We start from the raw sequence: 22,273 nt of genomic DNA on the forward strand, positions 1-22,273 counted from the left end.
CTTTTTTTGGATTTTTTATTTTTTTATTTATTAGAAATTAAAAAATAAAAAAATTATTCAAATTTTTTTAAAATAATTTGTACATTTCCTTATTAAATTGGTATTCTAAATTATAATATTTTATATTGATAATTAGTTAAATAACAAATATAACAAATAAATAAGGCTGGTACGCTTGTTTTATCAGGTTTTTAAGATTATATTAAATAAAAAAACATTTTAAGGGGTTTTATTTATGAATATGAGAGGGTTAATGAAGAAGGAGACATCTCGTCGTTTGCAGTTGGTTGAAGAATTATATTATGCAAAGGAACTCCTGACATCGGAACAATTAATGGAATCATTAAATTGTTCACTCCCAGCATTAATCACCGATGTTCGTTTTCTTAATGGAGAAAATTTGCCGTTTAAAATTACGAAAATCAAAGGACTCTATACGATCGACTTTGATTCATATGCAACGATTGATGCAGTTTATGCGTATATTTTACGCACTAGTTTAGAATATCAGGTCATTAACAGTCTACTTTTTGAAAAAAGTCGCGGCATCCAACCTGCTGCTGATCGATTGAACTGCAGCTTTTCAAATATGCAGCGTTACTTAATCAGCATCAAGAAGGAAGTGATCAAATGGGATATCACGGTTACACATCGACCGTTACAAATGGTTGGCGATGAAGGAGCAATTCGGCATTTGTTTTATCTCTTCTTTAAAGAGTCGCGTATGGAGTTTGCTGATTACGGATTTTCTCAGCGTCTATTGAATTCTGTGGATGAGTTAATTCGTCGTATTCTAGAAGAAAATCAAATTACGAATAATATGAACATTCATTTCCAATTAATGCATAGCTTTTTGATTGGGCTGCAACGTCAAAAGCATGGGCATAAAATGAAGCGAATTTACCGCTACAGCGGGTTAATTATACCTAATGTGAAGCAGCTTGAATCATTAGTACGTTTGATCAAGCGGGAAACATCTTTAGAGTTTACCAATGCTTGTCTAAAAGAGTGCTTATGGCCGTTGTTTTCACATCAACTGCTTCTGAATCGTAAACAGCAAGCACTGGTTCACAAAAGAAATAGACGCCTAGCAAATTTCTACCATACACACTATTTATTGCTGGAAGCGGTCAGCGATCTATTGAGTACACCACTTTCACAAAATGAAATGGTCGACGCTGCTCGGTTGCTCGGCAATGAATTATTTTGCTACTATCCAGAAAAGCATTCAATCGAAATTTTGCACGAATCAGAAAAAATTATGTTGCATTTAATTGATAAAAAATACTATCGAGAAATCAAAAAGCTTGAGAATGTTGTCAGCAACTTTTTATCGCCGCTTCATCAGGAGGAATTTGTTCCGCTGTATATCAGTTTTTTGATAACAACGATAGATAATCTGCTGCAGCGTTTAATTAATTCTGACAGACCTATCAAGGTTCTTCTCCTGTCAGATACTTCCACCACTCATGAACGCTTTTGGCATTCTGTTTTTCCTGATTTCATCAAGGGTGCAGTCACGTATGAACACTTTGAGACGCCCTTCATCAAGCAGGATCAACTGACTGACTTAACACAGCAATACGATCTGATTGTTACGAATGTTACGATGAAGGATCTAGTACCTGCTTGTCCTTTGATTGCGATCAACGCTTTTCCAACGGCAAAAGATTTTGATCGAATTCAACAGTTTATTAATCAATTTGACCCACTTTTATCACGAAAGGAACTACATCATGAACTTACGCCGTCTACTGAAACGAGATAGTCAGCGACAATTACAGTTAGTTGAAACACTCTATTACTCTCAACATCCACGTTCGAGTGAGGAATTATCGTCAATCATTCAATGTACGATACCTGCATTTCTAAATGATATTCGCGCCATCAACAATCAAAGCGAGTATTACAAGATAGTGCGAGAAAATAGTCTATATCATTTAGAACTCAAAGATAATGCCACAATTGATATTTTATATTCAACGTTAATTAGAAACTCAATTGCTTTTAAACTGCTAGAAGCGATCTTTTATGAAGAATCTTATACACTATTAGAGCTTTCGAAAAAACTATTCTGCAGTCTGAGTACAGTTCAAGCATCAATGAAGGACCTGCAAGAAACATTAGGGCGCTGGAAAATGTCTATCCAGCGTCGCCCTTTTCGTTTAACGGGTGATGAGACAGCTATTCGGCATTTATATTTTTTATATTTTTCTGAGAAAAAAGAAGCCCGTGAAAACACACGTTTCAGTTCGGAATTTTTTCATTTTGGCGAAAAAATTGTTCGCTCGATAGTTAGAGAAAATGAGCTATCATTATCGCTGGCTCAGTATAACCGTCTATCAATTACTTTTTTTATCAGTCTAGTACGAATCTCAAGAGGACATCGTATTGTTCCGAAACGATTACGATCAACTGCGATCAGCGCACCTAATCCATACACAGTCAACAGGTTTGAGCCCTACCTGCGGAGAGAGCTGGGAATTCTTTGTTCCGAAGACATCGTGAAGGATAGTTTTTGGCTGCTTTATTCCGATTTATTCTTATTAGGAGATAAACAAAAGAAAAAGGTCATGGAGAATAATTATTCTTTAGCCTATCATTATGAAATACACCTTGAGTTAGCAGAAAAACTCAGTAGAATGCTGATCGTTCCACTAACTGCAAAACAAAAGGATCAAGTAGCGACAATCTTGATTAATCAGCATCTTTTCCACGCAAAAACAAAGGAAATGATCAGTATTCTCCAGGATCGGAAAAAGGATTGCTTGCGGTTGCTAGAGACTTTTCATGCTCATTGCGTCTATCAGCTGCGTAAGCTCATACTCGAATTTACTGAGGAGTATCATCTCTTTAATTCAGATGAATTTATTGATAATTATATCTATCAAATCATAGCTACTGTTCCAAACTGCTTAAATGGAATGAGGCGATCAGAAAAGCCCGTTAAACTTTTGGTCGTGTCTACTGATTCTATTATGCAGGAAAGCTTATTGACGGAGCTTTTGCGTTTATCACTTCGAGGAAACTATACGATTCATCAAATAAATGCTTCGCAACTGCATAATCGAAGCTATTCGGAGCTTTTTGAAGAACACGATATTGTCATCAGCACCTCCACATTCGATGTACCGAACTGTCAAACACCCATCATCGCCGTTGAACTTTGTCCCAGCGTGCACTCTTTAAATAAAATTCAGATAATGGTAGATGAAATCAACAAAACCAACAATCAGTTGCTGCGAACCTAAAAAATGGACTTGAGTACGTTCACTCAAGTCCATTTTTTTCATCGACTAAACGGGTCAGCTCTTTTTCCATTGATGCCTTTTCTGCTGTTAAGCTGTTGATCATTCGCTGATACTTCTCAGTGCCGTTCTTTTTCCGAAACACATTCAACTGAATCACAGAAAAAAGAATCATAATCAACGCTAAAGCAATAATCACCAATGAGATAACGCTTAATTCCATTCTAAATAGTGTATATAATAAAACAATCAAACCGATCACGATTTCGAGAATACTAAGCTTTGCTCGCCGCCCACCCCCAAAGATGATCCGCTTTAGTACCGAGCCGTGTAATAATTCTTCATAACGAGTCAGGCGCGCTTCTAAAAAGCTGACCTGCTCTTTTAATTGATTGATTCGTTGTATATCTGGCATAGTAACTTCGCTCCTTCATCTCCTTAATCTATTATTACCAGTAATTTCCATTTTCGCAAATATTTTATTTCTCAATTATAAAAATAATAATTTTTATCAGGCAGCCCTGATCAATAAGAACATTCTAAGCATTTAACGCGGAAGATTAAAAAGTGTAAAGGATTTCATTTGGTCGCAATCGTTCAAATTGTATAAAAACTTTGCAAATTCTTATTTGAAATTGTTCGAAATTCCTGTACAATTGTTTTGTAAGCGAATCCACTTCGTATACGAATCGTTAAGAAGGAGTGTGTCAAATGATTATTGGAATTCCCAAAGAAATCAAGAACAATGAAAATCGTGTTGCCCTTCCCCCATCTGGTGTATTTGATTTAACCAATCGTGGTCATCAAGTATTAGTTGAAAAGGACGCTGGTAAAGGTTCTGCCATTACGGACGAAGAGTATGCGGCAGCAGGTGCAACCATTATCGACAGTGCCGCAGATGTTTGGGCGGCTGAAATGGTGATGAAGGTCAAAGAACCTCTACCTGAAGAATATCAATATTTCCGCAAAGGGTTGCTACTATTTACCTATTTGCATTTAGCAGCAAACAAACCATTGACTGAAGCATTAGTTAATAGTGGTGTCAATGCGATTGCTTATGAAAATGTCCAGCCAGCTGACAATACCTTACCGTTACTTGCTCCAATGAGTGAAATCGCAGGACGTATGGCGGCACAAATCGGCGCGAATTATTTAGAACGTGTCAACGGTGGAAAAGGTATTCTACTATCTGGTGTTCCTGGTGTGCGTCGCGGAAATGTAGTCGTAATCGGCGGTGGTGTTGTTGGATTGAACGCCGCTAAATTAGCATTAGGTCTAGGTGCTAATGTAACCTTGCTAGATGTCAGCGTTCCTCGCTTGAAGGAATTGGATATTATTTTCGGCAACAGCGTACAAACTATGATGTCAAATAGCTACAACATTCAAGAATGTTTGAAAACGGCTGATTTGGTTATCGGTGCCGTATTGATCCCAGGACACAAAGCACCAACATTGGTTACCAAAGAAATGGTTGCTCAAATGCCTGATCATGGAGTAATCGTGGATGTCGCGATCGACCAAGGTGGAATCTTCGAAACAGAAGACCGCGTGACGACTCATGATGATCCAACCTACGTGACTGAAGGTGTGGTTCACTATGCAGTAGCAAACATGCCGGGTGCCGTTCCACAAACAGCGACATATGCCTTGAGCAACAGCACGATGGCGTATGCAAATCTGTTAGCAAATAACCCATTAGAAGAAATCTTGAAGAATAACTTAGCCCTTCGACGTGGAGTCAACACTTACAATGGCAAGCTGACAATTGAGCCAGTAGCTAAAGACTTAAACATGGAATATACTTCAATTGACGAGGTATTAAACGAAGAATTAATGATGAATTCATAAAACAGGAAGAGCCTGTCAGCGTGATGCTGGCAGGTTTTTTGCTATAATGAAGAAGGTTCTTATATTTTAGGAGGTTCATCATGCTTTTTTCTGAAATTCTGTATCAGCGACCTGATTTAACACAATATGAAACGCTCTTTCATCAAGTTACTCAACAATTTTCCGAAGCTCCAAATTACCCAGCCGCAAAGGCAGCTCTAGAAAAGCTAAATCAATTACGTGCTGAGATGGCTAAAAACATGAAATTGGCCTACATTCGCCACTCAATCGATACAAAGGACAGCTTCTATCGTGAGGAAAATGACTTTTGGGATCAACATGCTCCTATAGTTGATCAAATCCACAATCATTTTTACAAAAGCCTGCTATCCTCTTCTTATCTGGAACAATTAGAAAAGGATTTCCCGACAACACTATTTCTTTATGCACAGGATCAACTACGTCTATTAGATGACTCGGTTATTGCTTTAAAACAGCAGGAAAATGAAGGAATTAGCCAATACACTCAATTGATCGCTTCAGCTGAATTGGACTTTAACGGTAAGAAACGGACACTGTCAGAGTTATCTGCCTTCTTTACTGATCCAAACCGAGAAATCCGAGAGTCTGCTCAAAAACTTTACGACAGCTTTTTTGTCGCCCACGAAGAAGAATTTGATGAGATCTATGATCGCTTAGTCCAGCTGCGCCATCAGCAGGCAGAAAAACTAGGCTTTGAGAATTATGTCGAGTACGGAGATCATTTAATGAATCGCTGGAGCTATGATCGTAGTCAGCTACAGGATTTCCGCCAATTTATTCTGGAAAAGGTCGTACCAATCAATCAAAAGCTCTATCAACGACAGGCTGATCGCTTGGGGCTTGAAGCACTCTTACATTATGACCTGCCCCTCGTTTATCCAGATGGCAATCCTCGTCCGCAAAGCCAAGGAGAAGCATTAATTCAAAAAGCCCAAGCGATGTATCAGGAACTTTCCGATGAGACTGGCGATTTTTTTGACTTGATGGCGCAACAAAAATTCATGGATCTAGCCAGTCGTTCAGGAAAACAAAGCGGCGGCTATTGTGAATTCATCGATGCTATTCAAATGCCCTTCATTTTCGCAAATTTTAATGGTACGTCAGATGATGTTGATGTCCTGACTCATGAGACAGGACACGCCTTCCAAAGCTATCTGTCTCGCTGGATCAAAGAGCCTGAGCTGGTTTTTCCAACTTCGGACACCGCCGAAATCCATTCTATGAGTATGGAATTTCTAACTTGGCCTTGGATGGAGAACTTCTTCGGAACCGATAGCAGAAAATATCAATTTGCCCATCTAAGCAGCGCACTGCAGTTTTTACCTTATGGTGCTTTAGTTGATCATTTTCAAGAGGAAGTGTATCTGCATCCTGAATGGACAGCGCATGAGCGAAAAGCCTGCTGGCGTGAACTGGAGCACAGTTATTGTCCGGAACGGAATTACCAGGCCTCCGAAGCTTTAGAACGAGGAATTTATTGGTATCGTCAAGGTCATATTTTTGAAGTTCCCTTCTATTACATCGATTATACTTTAGCCCAGGTATGCGCCTTACAATTTTGGCAACGACAGATTGTTGAAAATGATCCATCTACTTGGCAGGATTATCTTGCGATTTGTCGTATCGGCGGAAGTAAAACCTTTTTGGAAACAGTCCAGTTAGGTCACCTTGCCTCACCTTTTGATCAGGAAAAGATGAGCCGTCTTTTAACAGCAGTCGATGATTACTTGTCACACATTTCGGAAACGGAATTACGCTGAGATAAGAAAACCTTAGGAGCAGATTACTCCTGAGGTTTTCTTATTGCTTTCATGGCAATTTTTATGACAAATGAAAAATCTAAAATTGGACGATTGTGTTGACTGTTGTGATTTTTTTGGGGGGAATGCACATATATTTCTTATGCGATATTTTTACTTCGTTAATTACTGCAGATAGCTCAGTTATACGATTCTGCTAAGGAGTCTGTTCGCTATATTCAAGAAAGTTAATAATTATAGCTCAAGCCTAACAAACTGAGAAAAGCAGAATTCGCAAAAAAAAATCCCTCTGCATAGAGAGGAATTCTAGGATTTATTTAGGAATCACCATCATCCGATCCCCACTCATTTGATGAAGCGCGATCGGTCGTTGGTAAAAATCATTCAATACTTTTTCTTTTAACAGTTCGGTCCGTGGTCCTTGGTTGAAGATTTTACCTTCGCGAATCATTAAAACCTGATTAAACAGCGGCAGGATTTCTTCCGTATGGTGCGTGACATACAGCAAGCTCGGTGCATCTGCAGTCTGTTTCATCTGCTTAATTCGTGCCAGCAAATCTTCTCGAGCAAATAAATCAAGACCATTACATGGCTCATCGAGAATCAATAATTCTGGTTTTGCCATGAGTGCACGCGCGATCAGAACGATTTGCTTCTCCCCTTGCGACAAAACCTGATAGACTTTGCCGATTAATTTTTTCGCCCCAAGTGATAGTAAAAGCTGCTTTGCCTCCTCCATATCAGCCTCCGAGTATTTTTGATAAATCCCAATACTGGCAAATTTTCCTGACAATACGATGGCCTCCGCCTGCTCCTCGCGATGAATTCGTTCCTGCAGTGATTGACTTACCCAGCCGATTCGTTTCGTTAGATCAGGAATAGATGTTTCTCCGAACCGCTGACCTAAAACGGTTAATTTACCAGAAGTGGGCCATAAGCTGCCTGAAATCATATTCAGCAGTAAACTCTTTCCTGCACCGTTCAACCCTAAAACCGCCCAATCTTCGCCAGCTTTGATACGCCAATCAATATCCTGCAGCAAAGCATTTTGTTGACGAATAAACTGAACCTGTTCAAAAGCTAAAATTTCCATATTTCTTCCTCCATCTTATCCCTTTTAACAATCTTATCAAAATCTCACAGAAAAGATACGTAAAATGATATAATTTATCAAATGACTTAGAAGGGAGTTTTACCTATGAACTATGAATTATCAGCCAGTACCTTCGCTCCTACTGCGAAGGTTCATTTACAACGAGGAGAAAAATTAAGAATTGAACCAGGCGCGATGGTTTACCAGCTGGGAGATATCGAGCTTGAGGGACATATGAATACAAACGGAAAAAAAGGACTTGGTGGCGCCTTAAGTGCTTTAGGTCGTTCAGTAACAAGTGGTGAAAGCTTCTTTATCAGTACAGCTACTGCTCGCTCCAATGAAGCGATGATTGCTATCGCACCTGCCGTACCTGGAAAAATCTTCGCCTTAGATGTCGGAGCTGAACATTGGCGTTTGAACACGGGGGCTTTTCTTGCCAGTGAGGAGAATGTCAGCTACCAAATGCAAAGACAAAAGCTTTCAGGTGCTCTTTTAGGCGGTACGGGAGGACTTTTTGTGATGGAAACAACTGGACGTGGACAGATTTTGGTTTCTGCTTTTGGTGATGTAGAAAAAATCGAATTAGATGGACACTCTCCAGTCATTATCGACAATCAGCACGTGATTGCTTGGACAAATTCGTTAGATTACAACATTCGTGTTGCTTCTGGCACTTTTGGTTTCAAGACTGGCGAAGGCGTCGTGAATGAGTTTCATGGCCGTGGAACTGTTTATATCCAAACACGAAACCTTGAAAGCTTCGCCAATCATATTGATCCCTTTATCCCTAAATCTTAAAGATTCACTCTCAGCATTGTAACAAGGAGAAATAACAGGTAAAATATGGGGGATACTGTTGCAGAAAGCTGGTTTATATGACTGAAAATACAAGAAAAGATGGCGGGCTGAATCAAACGCCTTCACGGGTGGCTCGTTATCATAGCGAAGCGGCTGCGCCGCAAAAGAACGAATATAAAAAAAAGACTCCTCAAGCTACTGAGAAGGAACCGACTGTAGCACCATCTGCCGCTTCGAACAAGCAGACAAACGCTCAGGAAAAAATGGTTCAAAGTACAGCATGGCTGACAATCGGTAATATTTTCTCTCGTCTGCTGGGTGCTGTCTATGTAATTCCGTGGATCGCCTGGATGCAACCCCACGGTCTAGAAGCGAATTATTTATATACGAAGGGCTACAATGTATACGCGTTGTTTTTAATGATCTCTACTGCAGGAATTCCTGCAGCAGTGGCAAAACAAACCGCCCGCTATAATTCCATGAATGAATATGGATTAAGTAAAAAATTACTATTTTATACGATGCGGCTGATGACCATCGGAGGAATCCTTTGTGCAGCTATCATGTATCTAGGTGCGCCATACCTATCTCAAGGAAACGCTGATTTAGTTCCTGTTATGCGCTCTTTAAGTGTTGTGTTGCTGATCTTTCCAGCGATGAGTGTGATTCGGGGTTTCTTCCAAGGGAACAACAACATGAAGCCCTACGCATTGTCTCAAATCATCGAACAAATCGCGCGGGTTTGCTACATGCTGGCTTCGGCCTTCATTATCATGCAGATCAACAATGGCAGCTATAAGACTGCCGTGGTTCACTCAACCTTTGCGGCTTTCATTGGTGTGGCTTTTGCGATGGGTGTGCTGCTCTTTTCATTACTTAAGGAACGCTCAGCCTTTCGTGAGCTGATTCGAGAGAGTAATAACCAGATTACCTTCTCTGGAGGACAACTCGTTCTTCAAATGATTCAACAGGCGATTCCTTTTATTATTGTCGGGAGCGCCATTAGTATTTTTAAACTGATTGATCAATATTCCTTTGAAAAAATCATGTCGATCGTAACAGATTACTCTGCGGCGAAAAATGCTGATCTCTTTACATTAATCTCTGCTAATCCAGATAAATTAACAATGGTCGTGATCGCACTAGGAACCGCTATGGCTACAGCTGGTCTGCCGTTGATTACGGAGCGCTTTACGAAAAAGGATCACGAGGGCTTGGCAAAATTAGTGACGAATAATATCCAATTGCTTTTCTTTGTGATGATGCCGGCAACTGTCGGAATGATTGTCCTTGCTTATCCGTTAAATACTCTATTCTACTGGCCGAATGCCCTTGGCTCAGAATTATTAGCAGCCTCCTGCGTGGTGGGGATCATGATGGGCTTATTCATGGTCTGTTCAACAATGCTGCAGGGGCTTGATGGCAATATGCAGGCCGTATGGTTCTTATGTATTGGGATATTTGTAAAAATCGTCGCGCAATTCCCTTTAATCTTTATGTTCGAGGCGTATGGGCCGCTTATTGCATCCTTTGTAGGATTCTTAGTGGCAAATATGTTTTTGTTGGATCGCATTCATGTCATTTCGCAGTTTCCATTTAAAGAAACAATGATTTCTATCGCTAAAGTCACAGTAATGTCCATTGTTATGGGCATTGTCGCTTATATCGTTAAGTTCGGCTGCGAAGTCATCTTAAGCGCGGATTCTAAGATACAATCAATGATCATTATTCTCATCGTAGCTGCCTTTGGTGGATTTACCTACATGGTTTTAGCCTTAAAAACACGAATGGCCGACAAATTGTTAGGCTCACGTGTAAATGGTATTCGCCGCCGATTACGTCTTTAAAAAACACACCCCTGCTGTATATCAGTATCCTGCAGCGGGGGTGTGTTTTTATGTGCTAAAAAATGAGGCTTCCTTGAGCTTATACTTAGCATTTATTTGCTGTGCTTCAGAAGATTGCGCCAATCAATGATCGTTTTATTGACATGGTTCAATACTTCTAATTCCAATTTTTTCGTATCTGCGACTTCCTGTTGCTGAAACGATATTAGCCTCTCGTAATTTTTTTGCAGCAGATCGTGAATTGTCTGAGTCCCTTCAGAAAGGATCAAGCTGTTCGCCTCTGCCTTCAATTGTTCGATTACAATTGGTGTCGTTTCTTGAAAGTACGCATAGCCGTATTGGTTGAGATTGTTCTTATACGATCGCAGCGTTGTCAATGAAGCCTCTAAGACAGCTACTCCGTCTGCCGTTTGCTTCGGTATCTGAACAGTTTCTTTTTGGTACTGCGGCTTTTTCTTTCGTTTTAGCGCCCATCGCGTAATCAAAAAAGTTGCTAGACAAACAATGACGTTTGAAAGCAAGACTTCTGGACGTAAAAAATTTTCAAGCATGACTTTCACTTCCTCCAAGAGATGATACCATTATACCGAACTAGTTCATAGTAAGGGATCATTTTTCTTAAAAAAAGAAAAATGACAACTATTTTTTTGCATATTGAAACATAAAAATACACGTCGGGAAAATTCCCGACGCGTTGATTCTAACTATTTTACTGTTACACGAACCTTAGCCAATGCCTGTTCCAAATCTGCTAGCAAGTCTTCTGTGTCTTCGATTCCTACAGACAAACGCAGCAAGCCATCTGTTATCCCTTGCTTTTCTCTTTCTACTCTTGGAACACAAGCGTGGCTCATCGTTACTGGATAGGATAAGATCGATTCCACACCACCAAGGCTAACAGCCGCAATCGGTATCTGCAACGCCTCTGCGAAGGTGTAAACCGCTTCTTGGTTAACTAACTCAAAGGATAGGACCGCTCCTCCAGAGGTTGCCTGGCGTTTGTGAATGTCATATCCGGGATGATTAGATAAGCCCGGATAGTGAACCTTCTGTATAGCTGGATGATTCTCCAGCATTTGACTGATTTTTTCAGCGCTGCGAGCACTTTGCTCCATTCGCAAAGCCATCGTTTTTAATCCTCGCATCGTCAACCAGCAATCTTCGACTCCTAAAATCCCGCCAAGAACCTTTTGCTGCAGTTTGATTTGATCGTGCCATTTTTCATCATTCGTAATCACTAAACCTGCCACCACATCACTATGCCCATTGATAAACTTAGTTGCACTGTGGATCACAATATCGACTCCTAGAGCCAATGGTTTTTGAAATTGCGGTGTCATAAACGTATTATCGATCATTGTCACTAGATGATGCGCCTTGGCGATCGCTACAACGCCAGCAATATCTGTCACTGATAATAATGGATTAGATGGTGTTTCTAAGTAAAGTCCTCTTGTATTAGGACGGATCGCATGCTCCCATTCGTCTAGGTTGGTTTCATCGACAAAGGTCACCTCAATCCCAAAACGATTCATCACTTCATTCACTAATTGAAAGGTGCCGCCATAAATACTCTTGCACATGACTAAATGATCCCCTTGATTAAAGCTCAGCAAAACCGCCGATATCGCGCCCATTCCAGATGCGAATGCTGTCGCATATTTCCCGTTTTCCAATGCAGCGACTGCCTCTTCTAAAGATGTACGTGTAGGATTTCCAAACCGGGAATAAGTGTACGGCTGTCCTTCCTTAATAGAGTCTTGCTTAAAAGTCGAACATTGGTAAATTGGTATTGAAGAAGCGCCGGTTTCTCCATCAAATGCATGGTATCCATGAATCATTTTTGTCTTATCGTTCATCTCAAAATCCTCCCTACTCATTTCTCACAAGTTTAGCTTAACACTGTTCGAAGCGTTTTCATGTTTTTTGGAAGAATTCCCATAAGAAACTTAGCCGATTTTCAGGAATTCTTGGCGCTTTCTAATGGATGATGAAATAGAAGAATGTTCCCAACAGCAGGAGCAAACTAAAATTGACCATACAGAACAAACCAAGGAACCTTTTCGTCTTTCTAGGATAATAAACTCGGAATAAATTGTAGCCGATTAAATTAGCCAATGAGGCAATCAATGTCCCTAACCCGCCGATATTTACGCCTAAAATGACCGCCTGTTGATTGGATGTAAACGGCGCAATCAAGAAGGCAGCCGGTACATTAGAAATGACTTGGCTTAATCCTAATCCTGCCAAATAAATTTCTTTTCCGTTCAAAGTCTTCAAAAAAGTATTGATAAACTCAGCATCTCCAATATTACCAACGATGATAAAAAAACTGACAAAGGTTACTAATAATCCATAATCCACCTTTTTGTACAATTCACGTCGGTAAAGCAGAATGATTAGCGCTACTAAAGGAATCACCCACTGATATAGTAGAATATCCAGAACTACAAAAATCATTAGCAGCATCAATCCTGTCAGCAGCAGACTTTCTTTTCGATTAATCTGATTTTCTTTTAGCTGAATTTCGTCTAAGGAATCCTTCGCTACCAGCAGAGTCAAAAATCCCAGAGAGATCACACTAACCAAAAGGACTAGCGACATCCAAGACAAAAATTGAACGAGCGGTACATGATAATAATCATACAAAAATAAATTTTGCGGATTGCCAAACGGAAAAAAACTACTTCCTAGATTAGCCGCAACAATGATCAACACGCTGCCTAGAAAGCGTCCTTTAAATTTCGGCAGTATAGACAATAGCTTTAAATAAATCGGTAGTAAAGTCAAAATCGCCACATCGTTTGTCAGAAACATCGATCCTATTAAAGATAGTACAATCATCAATTGGACTAATTGACGACTATTCTTGGAAAAATGCAGCAGCTTTTGGGCAATATAACGCAAAAGCCCCACTTCTTCAAAGCCTTGAATCAGCAACATCAAACCAAATAAACTAAAAATTACTTTATAGTCAATAAATGTACTTGAAAAACGGCCGATCAAACAGCTGATAATAGCTAAGACTAATGAAATACTCATTAAGAGATTCGCTTTGAAATACCCTATTATTCGATTCATACTTGCTCATCTTCTCTCATTTTTAAAAGCTGCTGGCAGTTAAACACTCTAAAATTCAATCGTTGCACAGCAACTTTCTATTATATTCCATCGAACTAGATCTCAAACTATTTTGAACCTCTCATGACTAAAGTCACGAGATTCTTGGGAATAGAGCAGACTTGCGAACGGATTTCTTTGCCCGCAGCGGTGTCTCTTATTGACCAAGCTATCCCCGTAGTTCCTACGGTTAAGGTATCTAGACTATTACTTGTATTTGTAGACCCTCAGCCAAAATATTTTTACTCGCATTGATGTCGCGATCATGATGCGCATGACAAACAGGACAAGTCCATTCTCTAATTTCGAGTGACTTCTTGCCGTCCTTGTGTCCACATTTTGAACAAAGCTGACTAGACGGAAACCATTTATCTACTTTGATGATCTCACGACCGTACCATTCAGCTTTGTACTGTAATTTACTCACAAAACTAAACCAAGAGACATCCGAAATACTTTTGGCTAGCTTATGATTACGCAACATACCTTTCGTATTTAAGTCTTCGATACAGATACTATCGTGATTTTTGACAATCTCTGTACTCAACTTATTCAGAAAGTCCGTGCGTTGATTGATTACTTTTTCGTGCAATCGGGCGACTTTTTTCTTTTGTTTTTGATAGTTTCTAGCCTCAAAAAGTTCTTTCCCCGCTTTTTTAGCGAGTAACGCACGGCGAGACAATTTACGTTGTTCCCGTTTGAGTATTTTCTCCATTTTGGACGTGAATCGATTATTATCGATTTTTTGACCATTAGAAAGAATCGCAAAATCAGTGATGCCTAAATCAATTCCAATTTCTAAGCCCGTTTTAGGCAATTCTGGGACTTCTTCTTCACAAAGGATTGAGACAAAAAATTTCCCACTTGGATTTTTCCGAATGGTTGCATTTAAAATCCGTCCATTGAGCTCTCGACTTTTCGCAAATTTCACTTGCCCTAATTTAGGTAATTTGATGATGTTTTCAATAATCGTAATGCTCTTATTGACGTTTTTCGTGGTATAGCTTTGGACGGGATTCTTTTTGCTTTTAAACTGTGGTCGCCTATTTTGTTTTTTAAAAAATCGAGAAAATGAATCGGAAAGATTTTTTACCGAGGATTGAAGCGCAATACTATCGACTTCTTTTAGCCAACTCGTTGCTTCATTCTTTTTCATCTGAGGCAACATGGCAGAACAGGAATTATAGGTTAAACCTTTGCCATTTTTAGAATATTCTTCGTTCCAAAGAGCCAAGAAATAGTTATAGACAAAACGAACACACCCAATCGTTTTAATGATCAAAACCTCTTGGTCGGCGTTGGGGTAGATTCTGAATTTATAGGCTTTGTGTCGCAGCATAGCATTCACCTCAATCTGTCGAAATTTTTTCGCATTGAATCCGTTTCCATCATTTTAACATAGGTATATACTAAATTTGAATATGTCGGTCGTTTAACATAGCTAAAGCTATGCCACGACCGAATCCGATTCATCTGCATGAATAAAGTCGCGAGTGTTCTCGGCTAACTCATAAACTACGAAAAGCAAAACCAAGGACAGCGAGCTCATGAGTAAAACAAAAAAGTGTATCCAGAAAAAAAATAGACCCTCAAATAGAGAGTCTAAACAATCTTTTCATCATGCTTGTTCTTGATTCACATAACCTGAATAGTGGCTTCGTTTACTTCGGTTATAGAGAACTGAAATAATTTGAATCACAGAAACGATAACAATAATAAGGCTAATGATCAAACGAATTGAAGCTGTATTTCCTGTAGAAATGTAATGCAAGACATCTCCTCTAGACCAGGTTTGTTCCTGAAGCAGCTCAACTAATTCCTGGCTAAAAATATTATTGTGCATCAATAAAAAGACCCACATAACTGCCGAAACAGCAGTGTCAATAATAGACCAAACACACACACGATTCGTCCAACGGCGATCAATCAATTTCACCACACCAACAATTAATGTCAGTAGGGTTCCTATAATTAACACCGGAATCAAAAACATTGTAAAGCTGTTACTGAATAATGGAACATTAAAACTAACATTCCCTGACTCGGTGAAAACGTGAGAGAATCCACTTACCGATACAAATATGAAAATGACACTAAAAACAATGACGGCAATAATTTCTGCTATTGGATCAGATAAAGGAATCAGTTTTTCTGTAGTCAACGGCGGCAAATCCGTCACCTTCCAATCATCCTTTTTCCTGCTATTTAAAGCACCTGTCCGCTCGGCGATCACAAATCCCACTGTCGTCCATACAAGTGTCTGCATTACTCCAGATACACCGCTTTGAATTCCAGATTGAAACATCACCTGAAGAATGCGGCTAACCTGATTGCTATTTTGCTGCAACGTCTCAAAAACCCCAGTCACTGCCCCAACGATAACTGTAATAATCCCGACAATCGGAACCAACAGCTTCAGTAAACGAATGTACTCATCATACACCTGCGGAGAAATAAGATAACGAGAGTTTTGACGATATTGTTCAGCTAACTTTGTCGGAGAACCCATCGATTGCAGCACCTCTTTGATCTCAGCATCATTTGGCTGATCTGACAGCATATCATAAATATTGCTGCGTAATTCTTGGGCGACCTCTGCCCGTTCCTTTTCCGGCAATTGCTGAACAACCGCCGCGATATAGCGCTCAATTAAATTTTCCATAGTCACTCCCCCGAGTAGATGTCCATTAGACTTTTTTGCATTTCCTTCCATGCTTCAAACAACTTATCCTTAACCATTTGACCTTTTTTGCTGATCGTATAATACTTCCGCGGTCTGCTTTTAGTGGTATCCCAATCACTTTCCAGCAGCTCCTGCTTTTCCAGCCTTCTCAACAATGGATAAAGCGTATTGGCCTCAATCTCCATTCCTCGCTCCTGCAATGTCTGCAAAAGTGCATATCCATAGTGAGGCGTGTCCAAGCTGCCTAATACAGCCAAAACGAGATTTCCTCTTTTTAATTCTGTCACATAGTTCTGAACAATATCCTTATCCGGCATATGATCACCTCTTCACATTTATTATACTGTGCCACACACATTATAGTCAATAAAATAATGTCGTAAAACAGAAAAAACTCTCGAAAAATCACTTTCGAGAGTTCACGCTTATTTAGTTTCTAACTCATGTAAGAACAATCCGCTCAACAGCTTCGGTTCGAACCATGTTGACTTCGGCGGCATAATTTTTTTCGCATCTGCCACCGCTAAAAGATCGGTCATTTGTGTTGGGTACATTGAAAAGGCTAATTTCCAGTCGCCTGAATCCACAAGCTTTTCAAGCTCTTCCGTCCCGCGAATCCCACCAACAAAATCAATTCGTTTATCGGTACGAATATCCATAATCCCGAAAATCTCTTCCAACACAAATTTCTGCAGCAAGGCCACATCTAATTTTTCTACTGGATCAGTCGGAACTTTTTCCGGTTTGATTCTTAAGGTATACCAAGCTGTTCCATCATATAACTGGCATTCGCCGGCTCTTTCAGGCTTTTTGATCCCCGTTTTAGTTACTTGATAATTTTCTGCTAAACGATCCATGAAATCGGATGGTGGGGCTACCTTTAGTACACGGTTGTATTCCCAGATGGCTAATTCGTTCTCAGGAAAGATAATCGACAGGAATTGCTCAGTTTCAGGATTTTGTTCGCCAGATTGACGTTTCTCTAAGCCGATTTTTACTGCCGATTCCGTCCGGTGATGGCCGTCAGCGATATACAAGGCGTCTACTTCTGAAAATAGCTCCGTCAATTGATCAATCGTTTCAATTTGATCAATTACCCAAACACGATGCGTCACCTCATGATAGCTGGTAAAATCATATACCGGCTGGTGATCTTTTTGCCAGGTTTTAATGATCGTTTGGATTTCCGACTGTGGACGATAACTTAAGAAAATCGGGCTCGTATTGGCATCACAAGTACGTATATGGTTCATACGGTCAATTTCTTTCTCATGACGAGTAAATTCGTGTTTTTTAATTTTTTCATCAATGTAATCACTAATTGAAGTACACGCAACAATCCCAGTTTGACTGCGACCATTCATTACTAATTCATAGAGATAAAAACAGTCATCTGACTCTTTGTATAGCCAGCCCTTTTCCAAAAACTCCGCCAAATTTGCTGCTGCTTTTTGATAGACCTTTTCATCATAGGGGGAAAGCTCTGTTGGCAGATCAATTTCCGCTTTATCGATATGAAAATAGCTGTAGGGATTATCCGCTGCTAAGTCTCTGGCTTCCTGTGAATTAACAACATCATAGGGCAAGGCAGCTACTTTATCAGCCAAGTCTGTTGCTGGACGTACGCCTTTAAAAGGATGAACCTGAACCATTAAAATTCACTCTCCTCATCCCGTTTGATTGCGCGAACACGAACAATGCCTTCATTTTTACTTAATTGCTCTACAATCGCCGCGATTTTATCAGGATTTGTCTCTGAAACATCTACTAAAGTATACGCGTGGTCATCTTTTCCGCGATTCACCATATTATCAATATTAACATCTAAAGAGGCAATTTCAGAAGCAATCAACCCCAGCATATTCGGTACATTACGATTGATAATCGTGATTCGATAAGGTGATTCAAAGGCCATTTCAACATTTGGAAAATTAACCGAACGCTTAATGACTCCTGTTTCTAAGAAACGCTTTAAACCGCGAGCAGCCATTTTGGCACAGTTGACTTCTGCTTCTTCAGTTGATGCGCCTAAATGCGGCAAAACAGTAATCTTATCGTTATGAAGTAATTTTTCTTCCGCAAAGTCAGTGGTAAAACCAGCGATACGATCTTCATTGACTGCTTTTACAACTGCATCCGTATCGACGATCTCTCCCCGTGCGAAATTTAATAAGCGAGCGGTTTGTTTCATTTGCATCAACTCTTCCGTGCTGATTAAATGATGTGTTTGCTCAGTCAACGGAACATGAATCGTGACGAAATCACAATTGGTCAAAACTTCCTTCAAATCTTTTGCCCGTTTTACTCGGCGAGAAATACTCCACGCTGTATCCACTGATACATAAGGATCGTAACCTGTAACTTCCATTCCCAAACGATAAGCATCATTGGCTACCATCGCTCCGATCGATCCAAGACCGATAACACCAAGCTTCTTGCCTTCTAATTCCGTTCCAGCAAACTGCGATTTTTGAGCCTCTGCTTGTTCGTCAACATTGGCTCCTTCTAGTGTCTGTACCCAACTGATCCCTTGAACCATTGGCCGGACAGATAATAATAAGCTCGCGATCACCAATTCTTTTACCGCATTAGCATTCGCCCCCGGTGTATTAAACACCACGATTCCTTTTTCCGTACATTCTTTTACAGGAATGTTATTTGTACCAGCCCCTGCACGAGCCACTGCTAAAACTGATTCAGGAAAATCATAATCATGCAGTTTTTGACTGCGTAAAATAATACCATCTGGTTCTTCGCTTTCATTAATACGGTAATTTTCATTATCTAACCGCGCCATTCCTTCCGGAGCAATCGCGTTGAATGTTTTAATCTGAAACATCTATTTCCCTCCATTTTCCTTCTCAAACTCTGCCATGAACGCAACCAAGGCTTCCACTCCTTCGATTGGAAAGGCGTTATAAAGACTCGCACGCATTCCGCCAACAGAACGGTGGCCCTTTAAGTTTTCAAAACCTTGAGCCAAAGCGGCCTTATTGAAGGCTTTGTCCAACGCTTCATCCCCTGTCACAAATGGAATATTAGTGATTGAGCGGCTGTCTTTTTCCACTGGACTTTTAAACAAACTTGATTGTTCAATCGCGGTGTATAGTAATTGTGCTTTTGCTTGATCCTTCGCTGTAATTCCAGCAACGCCTCCTTGCTCCTTCACCCATTCAAAAACAAGCTTCGCGATATAGATAGCATAAGTCGGCGGTGTATTATAAAGAGAGTTATTCTTTGCTTGCAGCGCATAGTCCAACATTGGTGCGAAAATTGCTTCTTGATTGAGCAGGTCTTCACGAATGATCACGACCGTAAGCCCAGCTGGACCAATATTTTTCTGTGCACCTGCATAAATGACACCGAAATCTTCGACTTTATAATCGTTGGCTAAAATATTTGAAGACATGTCCGCAACTACTGGGACTTTGCCAAAATTCGGAATCTGCGCAAACGCTGTTCCTTCTATCGTATTATTTGTTGTAATATGCACATAAGCGGCGTCTTGATCCACCGTTTCTGGCAGTTCAGGAATGTAGGTAAAATTCTTGTCTTCACTTGAAGCAATTACTTCTACCTCAACATTATCCAGTGCTTTTGCAGCACTAATAGCTTTTTTCGACCATGAACCTGTATTTACGTATAAAGCTTTCTTTCCTTGTGCCAGATTCAACGGCAGCATAGTAAATTGCAAGCTCGCACCGCCTTGTAAGAACAGAACTTTATAGTTTTTTGGAATCGCCACGAGTTCTCTCAATAAGGTTTCAGCCTCTTGGATGATCTCTTCAAATAAGGAGGAACGATGACTCAGCTCCATCACCGACATGCCGCTATTTTTGTAATCAAGCATTTCGGACTGTGCGATCTCCAACACAGCTTTTGGTAGTACCGCGGGACCTGCAGAAAAATTGTAAATCGTCATACTTATTCTCTCCTTTTTCCTATTATGAAAAATATTTATCCATCAGCCCTTTACCATTGACCTTTAAAGCCTAAAGTCACAATGATAACTTGCTTTAAGATGTGATGACAATTATAACAGATGTCACTAAATGATAAAAGCCTAATTTTAAATTAATTACACTGTAATTTGATTGATTTTCAGAAATTCCCACGTTTCTTTACATGAGGTTTGCTTACAGAAAGACTTGAAGAAAATGAAACGTTCACCAAAAATAGTATATTAAAAAAGCTCTCACTCTGGAATCTACGTAGAGCAAAAGCTTCTATTTGTTCTTTGTGCAACATATTGTCACAAACTGTAAACTGACAGTTGCTACAAAAAGTAGCTTTATGAGGCCTGAAAGAAAATCTTGTACACTAACTTTATCGTAAAGGAGGTTAAAGGAAGGTGGGATTTTTTGAAAATAGGAAATAAATTGAAGAATCTGCGTAACGCGAACGGCTATAATACACAGGAGAAAATATTTTAATGGAAGTCTGCAATATGGTTTTCCACCTTATATCGGTATTCTTAGAGAAACCAGCCTGAAAAAACTAGCCACCCAATCAAATCGAAGCGAAAGCGAGGATAACCCTGTTTGAAATTTCTATTTTAAACACTTGAGGGCATGACAAATAAGACTATCCTAATGAAACGAAAAGTCTATTTTCTTTTCTTTTTTCGCTTGTTATTGCCGGTGGCCGATTTAGTTTTTTTGCTACTCTTACCTACACTTGTAGTTTGAGTTTGTCTATTTTTGAATCGGTTTATCAAACTCATTGCTGACAATTGCTGCCCGCTCAAGTGTCCAATGTTGTTTGAGGATTTCTTTCTGGGTATTTTTTCTTGCAAAACAGCTTTTTCTTCCACCGCTAGATTTTTAGTCAACAGTCCCGGTCCAGTGGAATCTTCTAAGTAATCATTGGACGTATTTTGCTGAGATACTTGAGCATCTATCATTTCTTGTGCTTCAGCCGAACGCTCAACAAATAAGACATGGACATCCTCGATAGTTTTACCCTTTGGCAAGTATGCTTGAACTAAAACCACTAATTCTGTCTCACTTAAAGTTCGCGGATCGAATCCATGTGGTACCATAATTTTCAGTTCTTCTCTGCCTACTTCAGTACTTTGTTCCACTGGTTCTTCTAGCTTCTCATTCTGTGGTTCTTCATAATGTTTGATATTTGTCGTTTTAAAGCAGTCAAAGGTCATAAATTGGGAAAATTGACGGACTTCTTTATTTTTGAAGATAGTCAGTTCAGTCAATAGCTTGAGCAAAACGGCTATTTCCTCCTCTTTCCTTTGCGGATCTACATCCTTCAATGTCCATTTATGCTTTCTTCCGTTTGCATCTTTAAAAATCGAGATCAGATTGTAGCTGTCTAGACAATCCTCAGCTTGCGATGTAGTTACGGCATATAAGTATTTAACGGCTGAACGATAACACTCACTGGATTGATGGTACTCTTTTTTATTATTAAATAAGCGATGAACTACGGCATCCCAATCACCACTTTTTTTGAAATAAGGCTTAAACAGACTACTGAATCGACGCAATACATCATTTGGCTCGGCGGTTAAATAAATATTTGTCACTAATTCCTGGCAGATAAAAGAAAAATCACTAAAGACCAGCGCATTCCTAACTAAAATCGCTACAATACTTTCTATAATGTTCGTTGCATCATGGGTGTTGTTATAGTATTCATTGACCCTTTTTTCTAGGCTTGCCCTTTTCATGGTAAAAATTTGGCGTTTTCCTAATGGCTTAATAGTTGATTTTACAGTCATGCTTGCACGCTCCTCTTCATCCATTCCGATTGTCTGTTTACATAAAAATTTTACCGCTTTTTGATAAAAAATCCCAATCCGTAATTTTTATTTTTTTTTAAACGATACAATCAAG

Annotated in this window: 18 protein-coding genes; 6 read left to right on the forward strand and 12 right to left on the reverse strand. The window is 39.7% G+C overall.

Annotation, left to right across the window (positions count from 1 at the left end):
- Nucleotides 1-235: 235 nt before the first annotated feature.
- Nucleotides 236-1,768 carry a helix-turn-helix domain-containing protein gene (locus AUF14_RS20640; RefSeq protein ID WP_070503342.1) on the forward strand — a complete coding sequence of 511 codons (1,533 nt, stop codon included), beginning with the start codon at nucleotides 236-238 and terminating at the stop codon, nucleotides 1,766-1,768.
- Complete coding sequence (locus tag AUF14_RS20645) at nucleotides 1,737-3,251, forward strand: helix-turn-helix domain-containing protein (protein ID WP_102866614.1); 1,515 nt, start codon at nucleotides 1,737-1,739, stop codon at nucleotides 3,249-3,251. The genes AUF14_RS20640 and AUF14_RS20645 overlap by 32 nt, the downstream gene beginning before the upstream one ends.
- A gap of 19 nt (nucleotides 3,252-3,270) precedes the next feature.
- On the opposite strand, the gene AUF14_RS20650 is transcribed toward AUF14_RS20645, so the two are convergent.
- Nucleotides 3,271-3,663 carry a zinc ribbon domain-containing protein gene (locus AUF14_RS20650; protein ID WP_102866615.1) on the reverse strand — a complete coding sequence of 131 codons (393 nt, stop codon included), beginning with the start codon at nucleotides 3,661-3,663 and terminating at the stop codon, nucleotides 3,271-3,273.
- A 296-nt stretch (nucleotides 3,664-3,959) separates the two neighbouring features.
- Between AUF14_RS20650 and ald the strand changes: the two genes are divergently transcribed.
- Entirely contained in the window at nucleotides 3,960-5,096 is a 1,137-nt protein-coding gene (gene ald / locus AUF14_RS20655) for an alanine dehydrogenase (protein WP_049219394.1), read from the forward strand.
- 80 nt (nucleotides 5,097-5,176) lie between these two features.
- Entirely contained in the window at nucleotides 5,177-6,877 is a 1,701-nt protein-coding gene (locus AUF14_RS20660) for a M3 family oligoendopeptidase (protein WP_102866616.1), read from the forward strand.
- A gap of 313 nt (nucleotides 6,878-7,190) precedes the next feature.
- Here AUF14_RS20660 and AUF14_RS20665 read toward each other — a convergent pair whose 3' ends face one another.
- A complete protein-coding gene (locus AUF14_RS20665) occupies nucleotides 7,191-7,970 on the reverse strand; it encodes an ABC transporter ATP-binding protein (RefSeq protein ID WP_048719733.1) in 780 nt (259 codons plus the stop codon).
- Between the two features lie 105 nt (nucleotides 7,971-8,075).
- Between AUF14_RS20665 and AUF14_RS20670 the strand changes: the two genes are divergently transcribed.
- Complete coding sequence (locus tag AUF14_RS20670; RefSeq protein ID WP_016178303.1) at nucleotides 8,076-8,771, forward strand: TIGR00266 family protein; 696 nt, start codon at nucleotides 8,076-8,078, stop codon at nucleotides 8,769-8,771.
- Nucleotides 8,772-8,848: 77 nt separating this feature from the next.
- On the forward strand, nucleotides 8,849-10,618 hold the full coding sequence (locus tag AUF14_RS20675) for a putative polysaccharide biosynthesis protein (protein WP_102866617.1): 1,770 nt from the start codon (nucleotides 8,849-8,851) through the stop codon (nucleotides 10,616-10,618).
- A 92-nt stretch (nucleotides 10,619-10,710) separates the two neighbouring features.
- Here AUF14_RS20675 and AUF14_RS20680 read toward each other — a convergent pair whose 3' ends face one another.
- The 10 genes from AUF14_RS20680 to AUF14_RS20725 form a co-directional block, all read right to left on the reverse strand.
- On the reverse strand, nucleotides 10,711-11,169 hold the full coding sequence (locus tag AUF14_RS20680) for a hypothetical protein (RefSeq protein ID WP_102866618.1): 459 nt from the start codon (nucleotides 11,167-11,169) through the stop codon (nucleotides 10,711-10,713).
- 153 nt (nucleotides 11,170-11,322) lie between these two features.
- On the reverse strand, nucleotides 11,323-12,477 hold the full coding sequence (locus AUF14_RS20685; RefSeq protein WP_102866619.1) for a trans-sulfuration enzyme family protein: 1,155 nt from the start codon (nucleotides 12,475-12,477) through the stop codon (nucleotides 11,323-11,325).
- Nucleotides 12,478-12,598: 121 nt separating this feature from the next.
- Entirely contained in the window at nucleotides 12,599-13,699 is a 1,101-nt protein-coding gene (locus tag AUF14_RS20690; RefSeq protein WP_102866620.1) for an SLC13 family permease, read from the reverse strand.
- Between the two features lie 238 nt (nucleotides 13,700-13,937).
- Complete coding sequence (gene tnpB / locus AUF14_RS20695; protein ID WP_102866621.1) at nucleotides 13,938-15,077, reverse strand: IS200/IS605 family element RNA-guided endonuclease TnpB; 1,140 nt, start codon at nucleotides 15,075-15,077, stop codon at nucleotides 13,938-13,940.
- 279 nt (nucleotides 15,078-15,356) lie between these two features.
- On the reverse strand, nucleotides 15,357-16,400 hold the full coding sequence (locus AUF14_RS20700) for an HAAS signaling domain-containing protein (RefSeq protein WP_102866622.1): 1,044 nt from the start codon (nucleotides 16,398-16,400) through the stop codon (nucleotides 15,357-15,359).
- Nucleotides 16,401-16,402: 2 nt separating this feature from the next.
- On the reverse strand, nucleotides 16,403-16,738 hold the full coding sequence (locus AUF14_RS20705; RefSeq protein WP_016178296.1) for a PadR family transcriptional regulator: 336 nt from the start codon (nucleotides 16,736-16,738) through the stop codon (nucleotides 16,403-16,405).
- Between the two features lie 108 nt (nucleotides 16,739-16,846).
- The gene (locus tag AUF14_RS20710) at nucleotides 16,847-18,073 is read right to left on the reverse strand and encodes a DUF1015 domain-containing protein (protein WP_102866623.1); all 1,227 of its coding nucleotides are present in this window, start codon (nucleotides 18,071-18,073) and stop codon (nucleotides 16,847-16,849) included.
- Entirely contained in the window at nucleotides 18,073-19,260 is a 1,188-nt protein-coding gene (locus tag AUF14_RS20715) for a 3-phosphoglycerate dehydrogenase family protein (RefSeq protein WP_016178294.1), read from the reverse strand. The genes AUF14_RS20710 and AUF14_RS20715 overlap by 1 nt, the downstream gene beginning before the upstream one ends.
- Nucleotides 19,261-20,343, reverse strand: a complete 1,083-nt coding sequence (gene serC, locus AUF14_RS20720) for a 3-phosphoserine/phosphohydroxythreonine transaminase (RefSeq protein WP_102866624.1) — start codon at nucleotides 20,341-20,343, stop codon at nucleotides 19,261-19,263.
- Nucleotides 20,344-21,027: 684 nt separating this feature from the next.
- On the reverse strand, nucleotides 21,028-22,158 hold the full coding sequence (locus tag AUF14_RS20725) for a hypothetical protein (RefSeq protein ID WP_227656414.1): 1,131 nt from the start codon (nucleotides 22,156-22,158) through the stop codon (nucleotides 21,028-21,030).
- Between the last annotated feature and the right edge of the window lie 115 nt (nucleotides 22,159-22,273).

The organism is Enterococcus avium (assembly GCF_002891025.1).
GTDB classification, from domain to species: Bacteria; Bacillota; Bacilli; order Lactobacillales; family Enterococcaceae; genus Enterococcus_A; species Enterococcus_A avium.

Coding starts and splice junctions, on each gene's coding strand:
- AUF14_RS20670 (WP_016178303.1), top strand. CDS start 8,076: ATGAACTATGAATTATCAGCCAGTACCTTCGCTCCTACTGCGAAGGTT.
- AUF14_RS20725 (WP_227656414.1), bottom strand. CDS start 22,158: ATGACTGTAAAATCAACTATTAAGCCATTAGGAAAACGCCAAATTTTT.
- AUF14_RS20680 (WP_102866618.1), bottom strand. CDS start 11,169: ATGCTTGAAAATTTTTTACGTCCAGAAGTCTTGCTTTCAAACGTCATT.
- AUF14_RS20660 (WP_102866616.1), top strand. CDS start 5,177: ATGCTTTTTTCTGAAATTCTGTATCAGCGACCTGATTTAACACAATAT.
- AUF14_RS20710 (WP_102866623.1), bottom strand. CDS start 18,073: ATGGTTCAGGTTCATCCTTTTAAAGGCGTACGTCCAGCAACAGACTTG.
- AUF14_RS20675 (WP_102866617.1), top strand. CDS start 8,849: ATGACTGAAAATACAAGAAAAGATGGCGGGCTGAATCAAACGCCTTCA.
- AUF14_RS20705 (WP_016178296.1), bottom strand. CDS start 16,738: ATGCCGGATAAGGATATTGTTCAGAACTATGTGACAGAATTAAAAAGA.
- serC (WP_102866624.1), bottom strand. CDS start 20,343: ATGACGATTTACAATTTTTCTGCAGGTCCCGCGGTACTACCAAAAGCT.
- AUF14_RS20700 (WP_102866622.1), bottom strand. CDS start 16,400: ATGGAAAATTTAATTGAGCGCTATATCGCGGCGGTTGTTCAGCAATTG.
- AUF14_RS20685 (WP_102866619.1), bottom strand. CDS start 12,477: ATGAACGATAAGACAAAAATGATTCATGGATACCATGCATTTGATGGA.
- AUF14_RS20715 (WP_016178294.1), bottom strand. CDS start 19,260: ATGTTTCAGATTAAAACATTCAACGCGATTGCTCCGGAAGGAATGGCG.
- AUF14_RS20690 (WP_102866620.1), bottom strand. CDS start 13,699: ATGAATCGAATAATAGGGTATTTCAAAGCGAATCTCTTAATGAGTATT.
- AUF14_RS20650 (WP_102866615.1), bottom strand. CDS start 3,663: ATGCCAGATATACAACGAATCAATCAATTAAAAGAGCAGGTCAGCTTT.
- AUF14_RS20645 (WP_102866614.1), top strand. CDS start 1,737: ATGAACTTACGCCGTCTACTGAAACGAGATAGTCAGCGACAATTACAG.
- ald (WP_049219394.1), top strand. CDS start 3,960: ATGATTATTGGAATTCCCAAAGAAATCAAGAACAATGAAAATCGTGTT.
- AUF14_RS20665 (WP_048719733.1), bottom strand. CDS start 7,970: ATGGAAATTTTAGCTTTTGAACAGGTTCAGTTTATTCGTCAACAAAAT.
- tnpB (WP_102866621.1), bottom strand. CDS start 15,077: ATGCTGCGACACAAAGCCTATAAATTCAGAATCTACCCCAACGCCGAC.
- AUF14_RS20640 (WP_070503342.1), top strand. CDS start 236: ATGAATATGAGAGGGTTAATGAAGAAGGAGACATCTCGTCGTTTGCAG.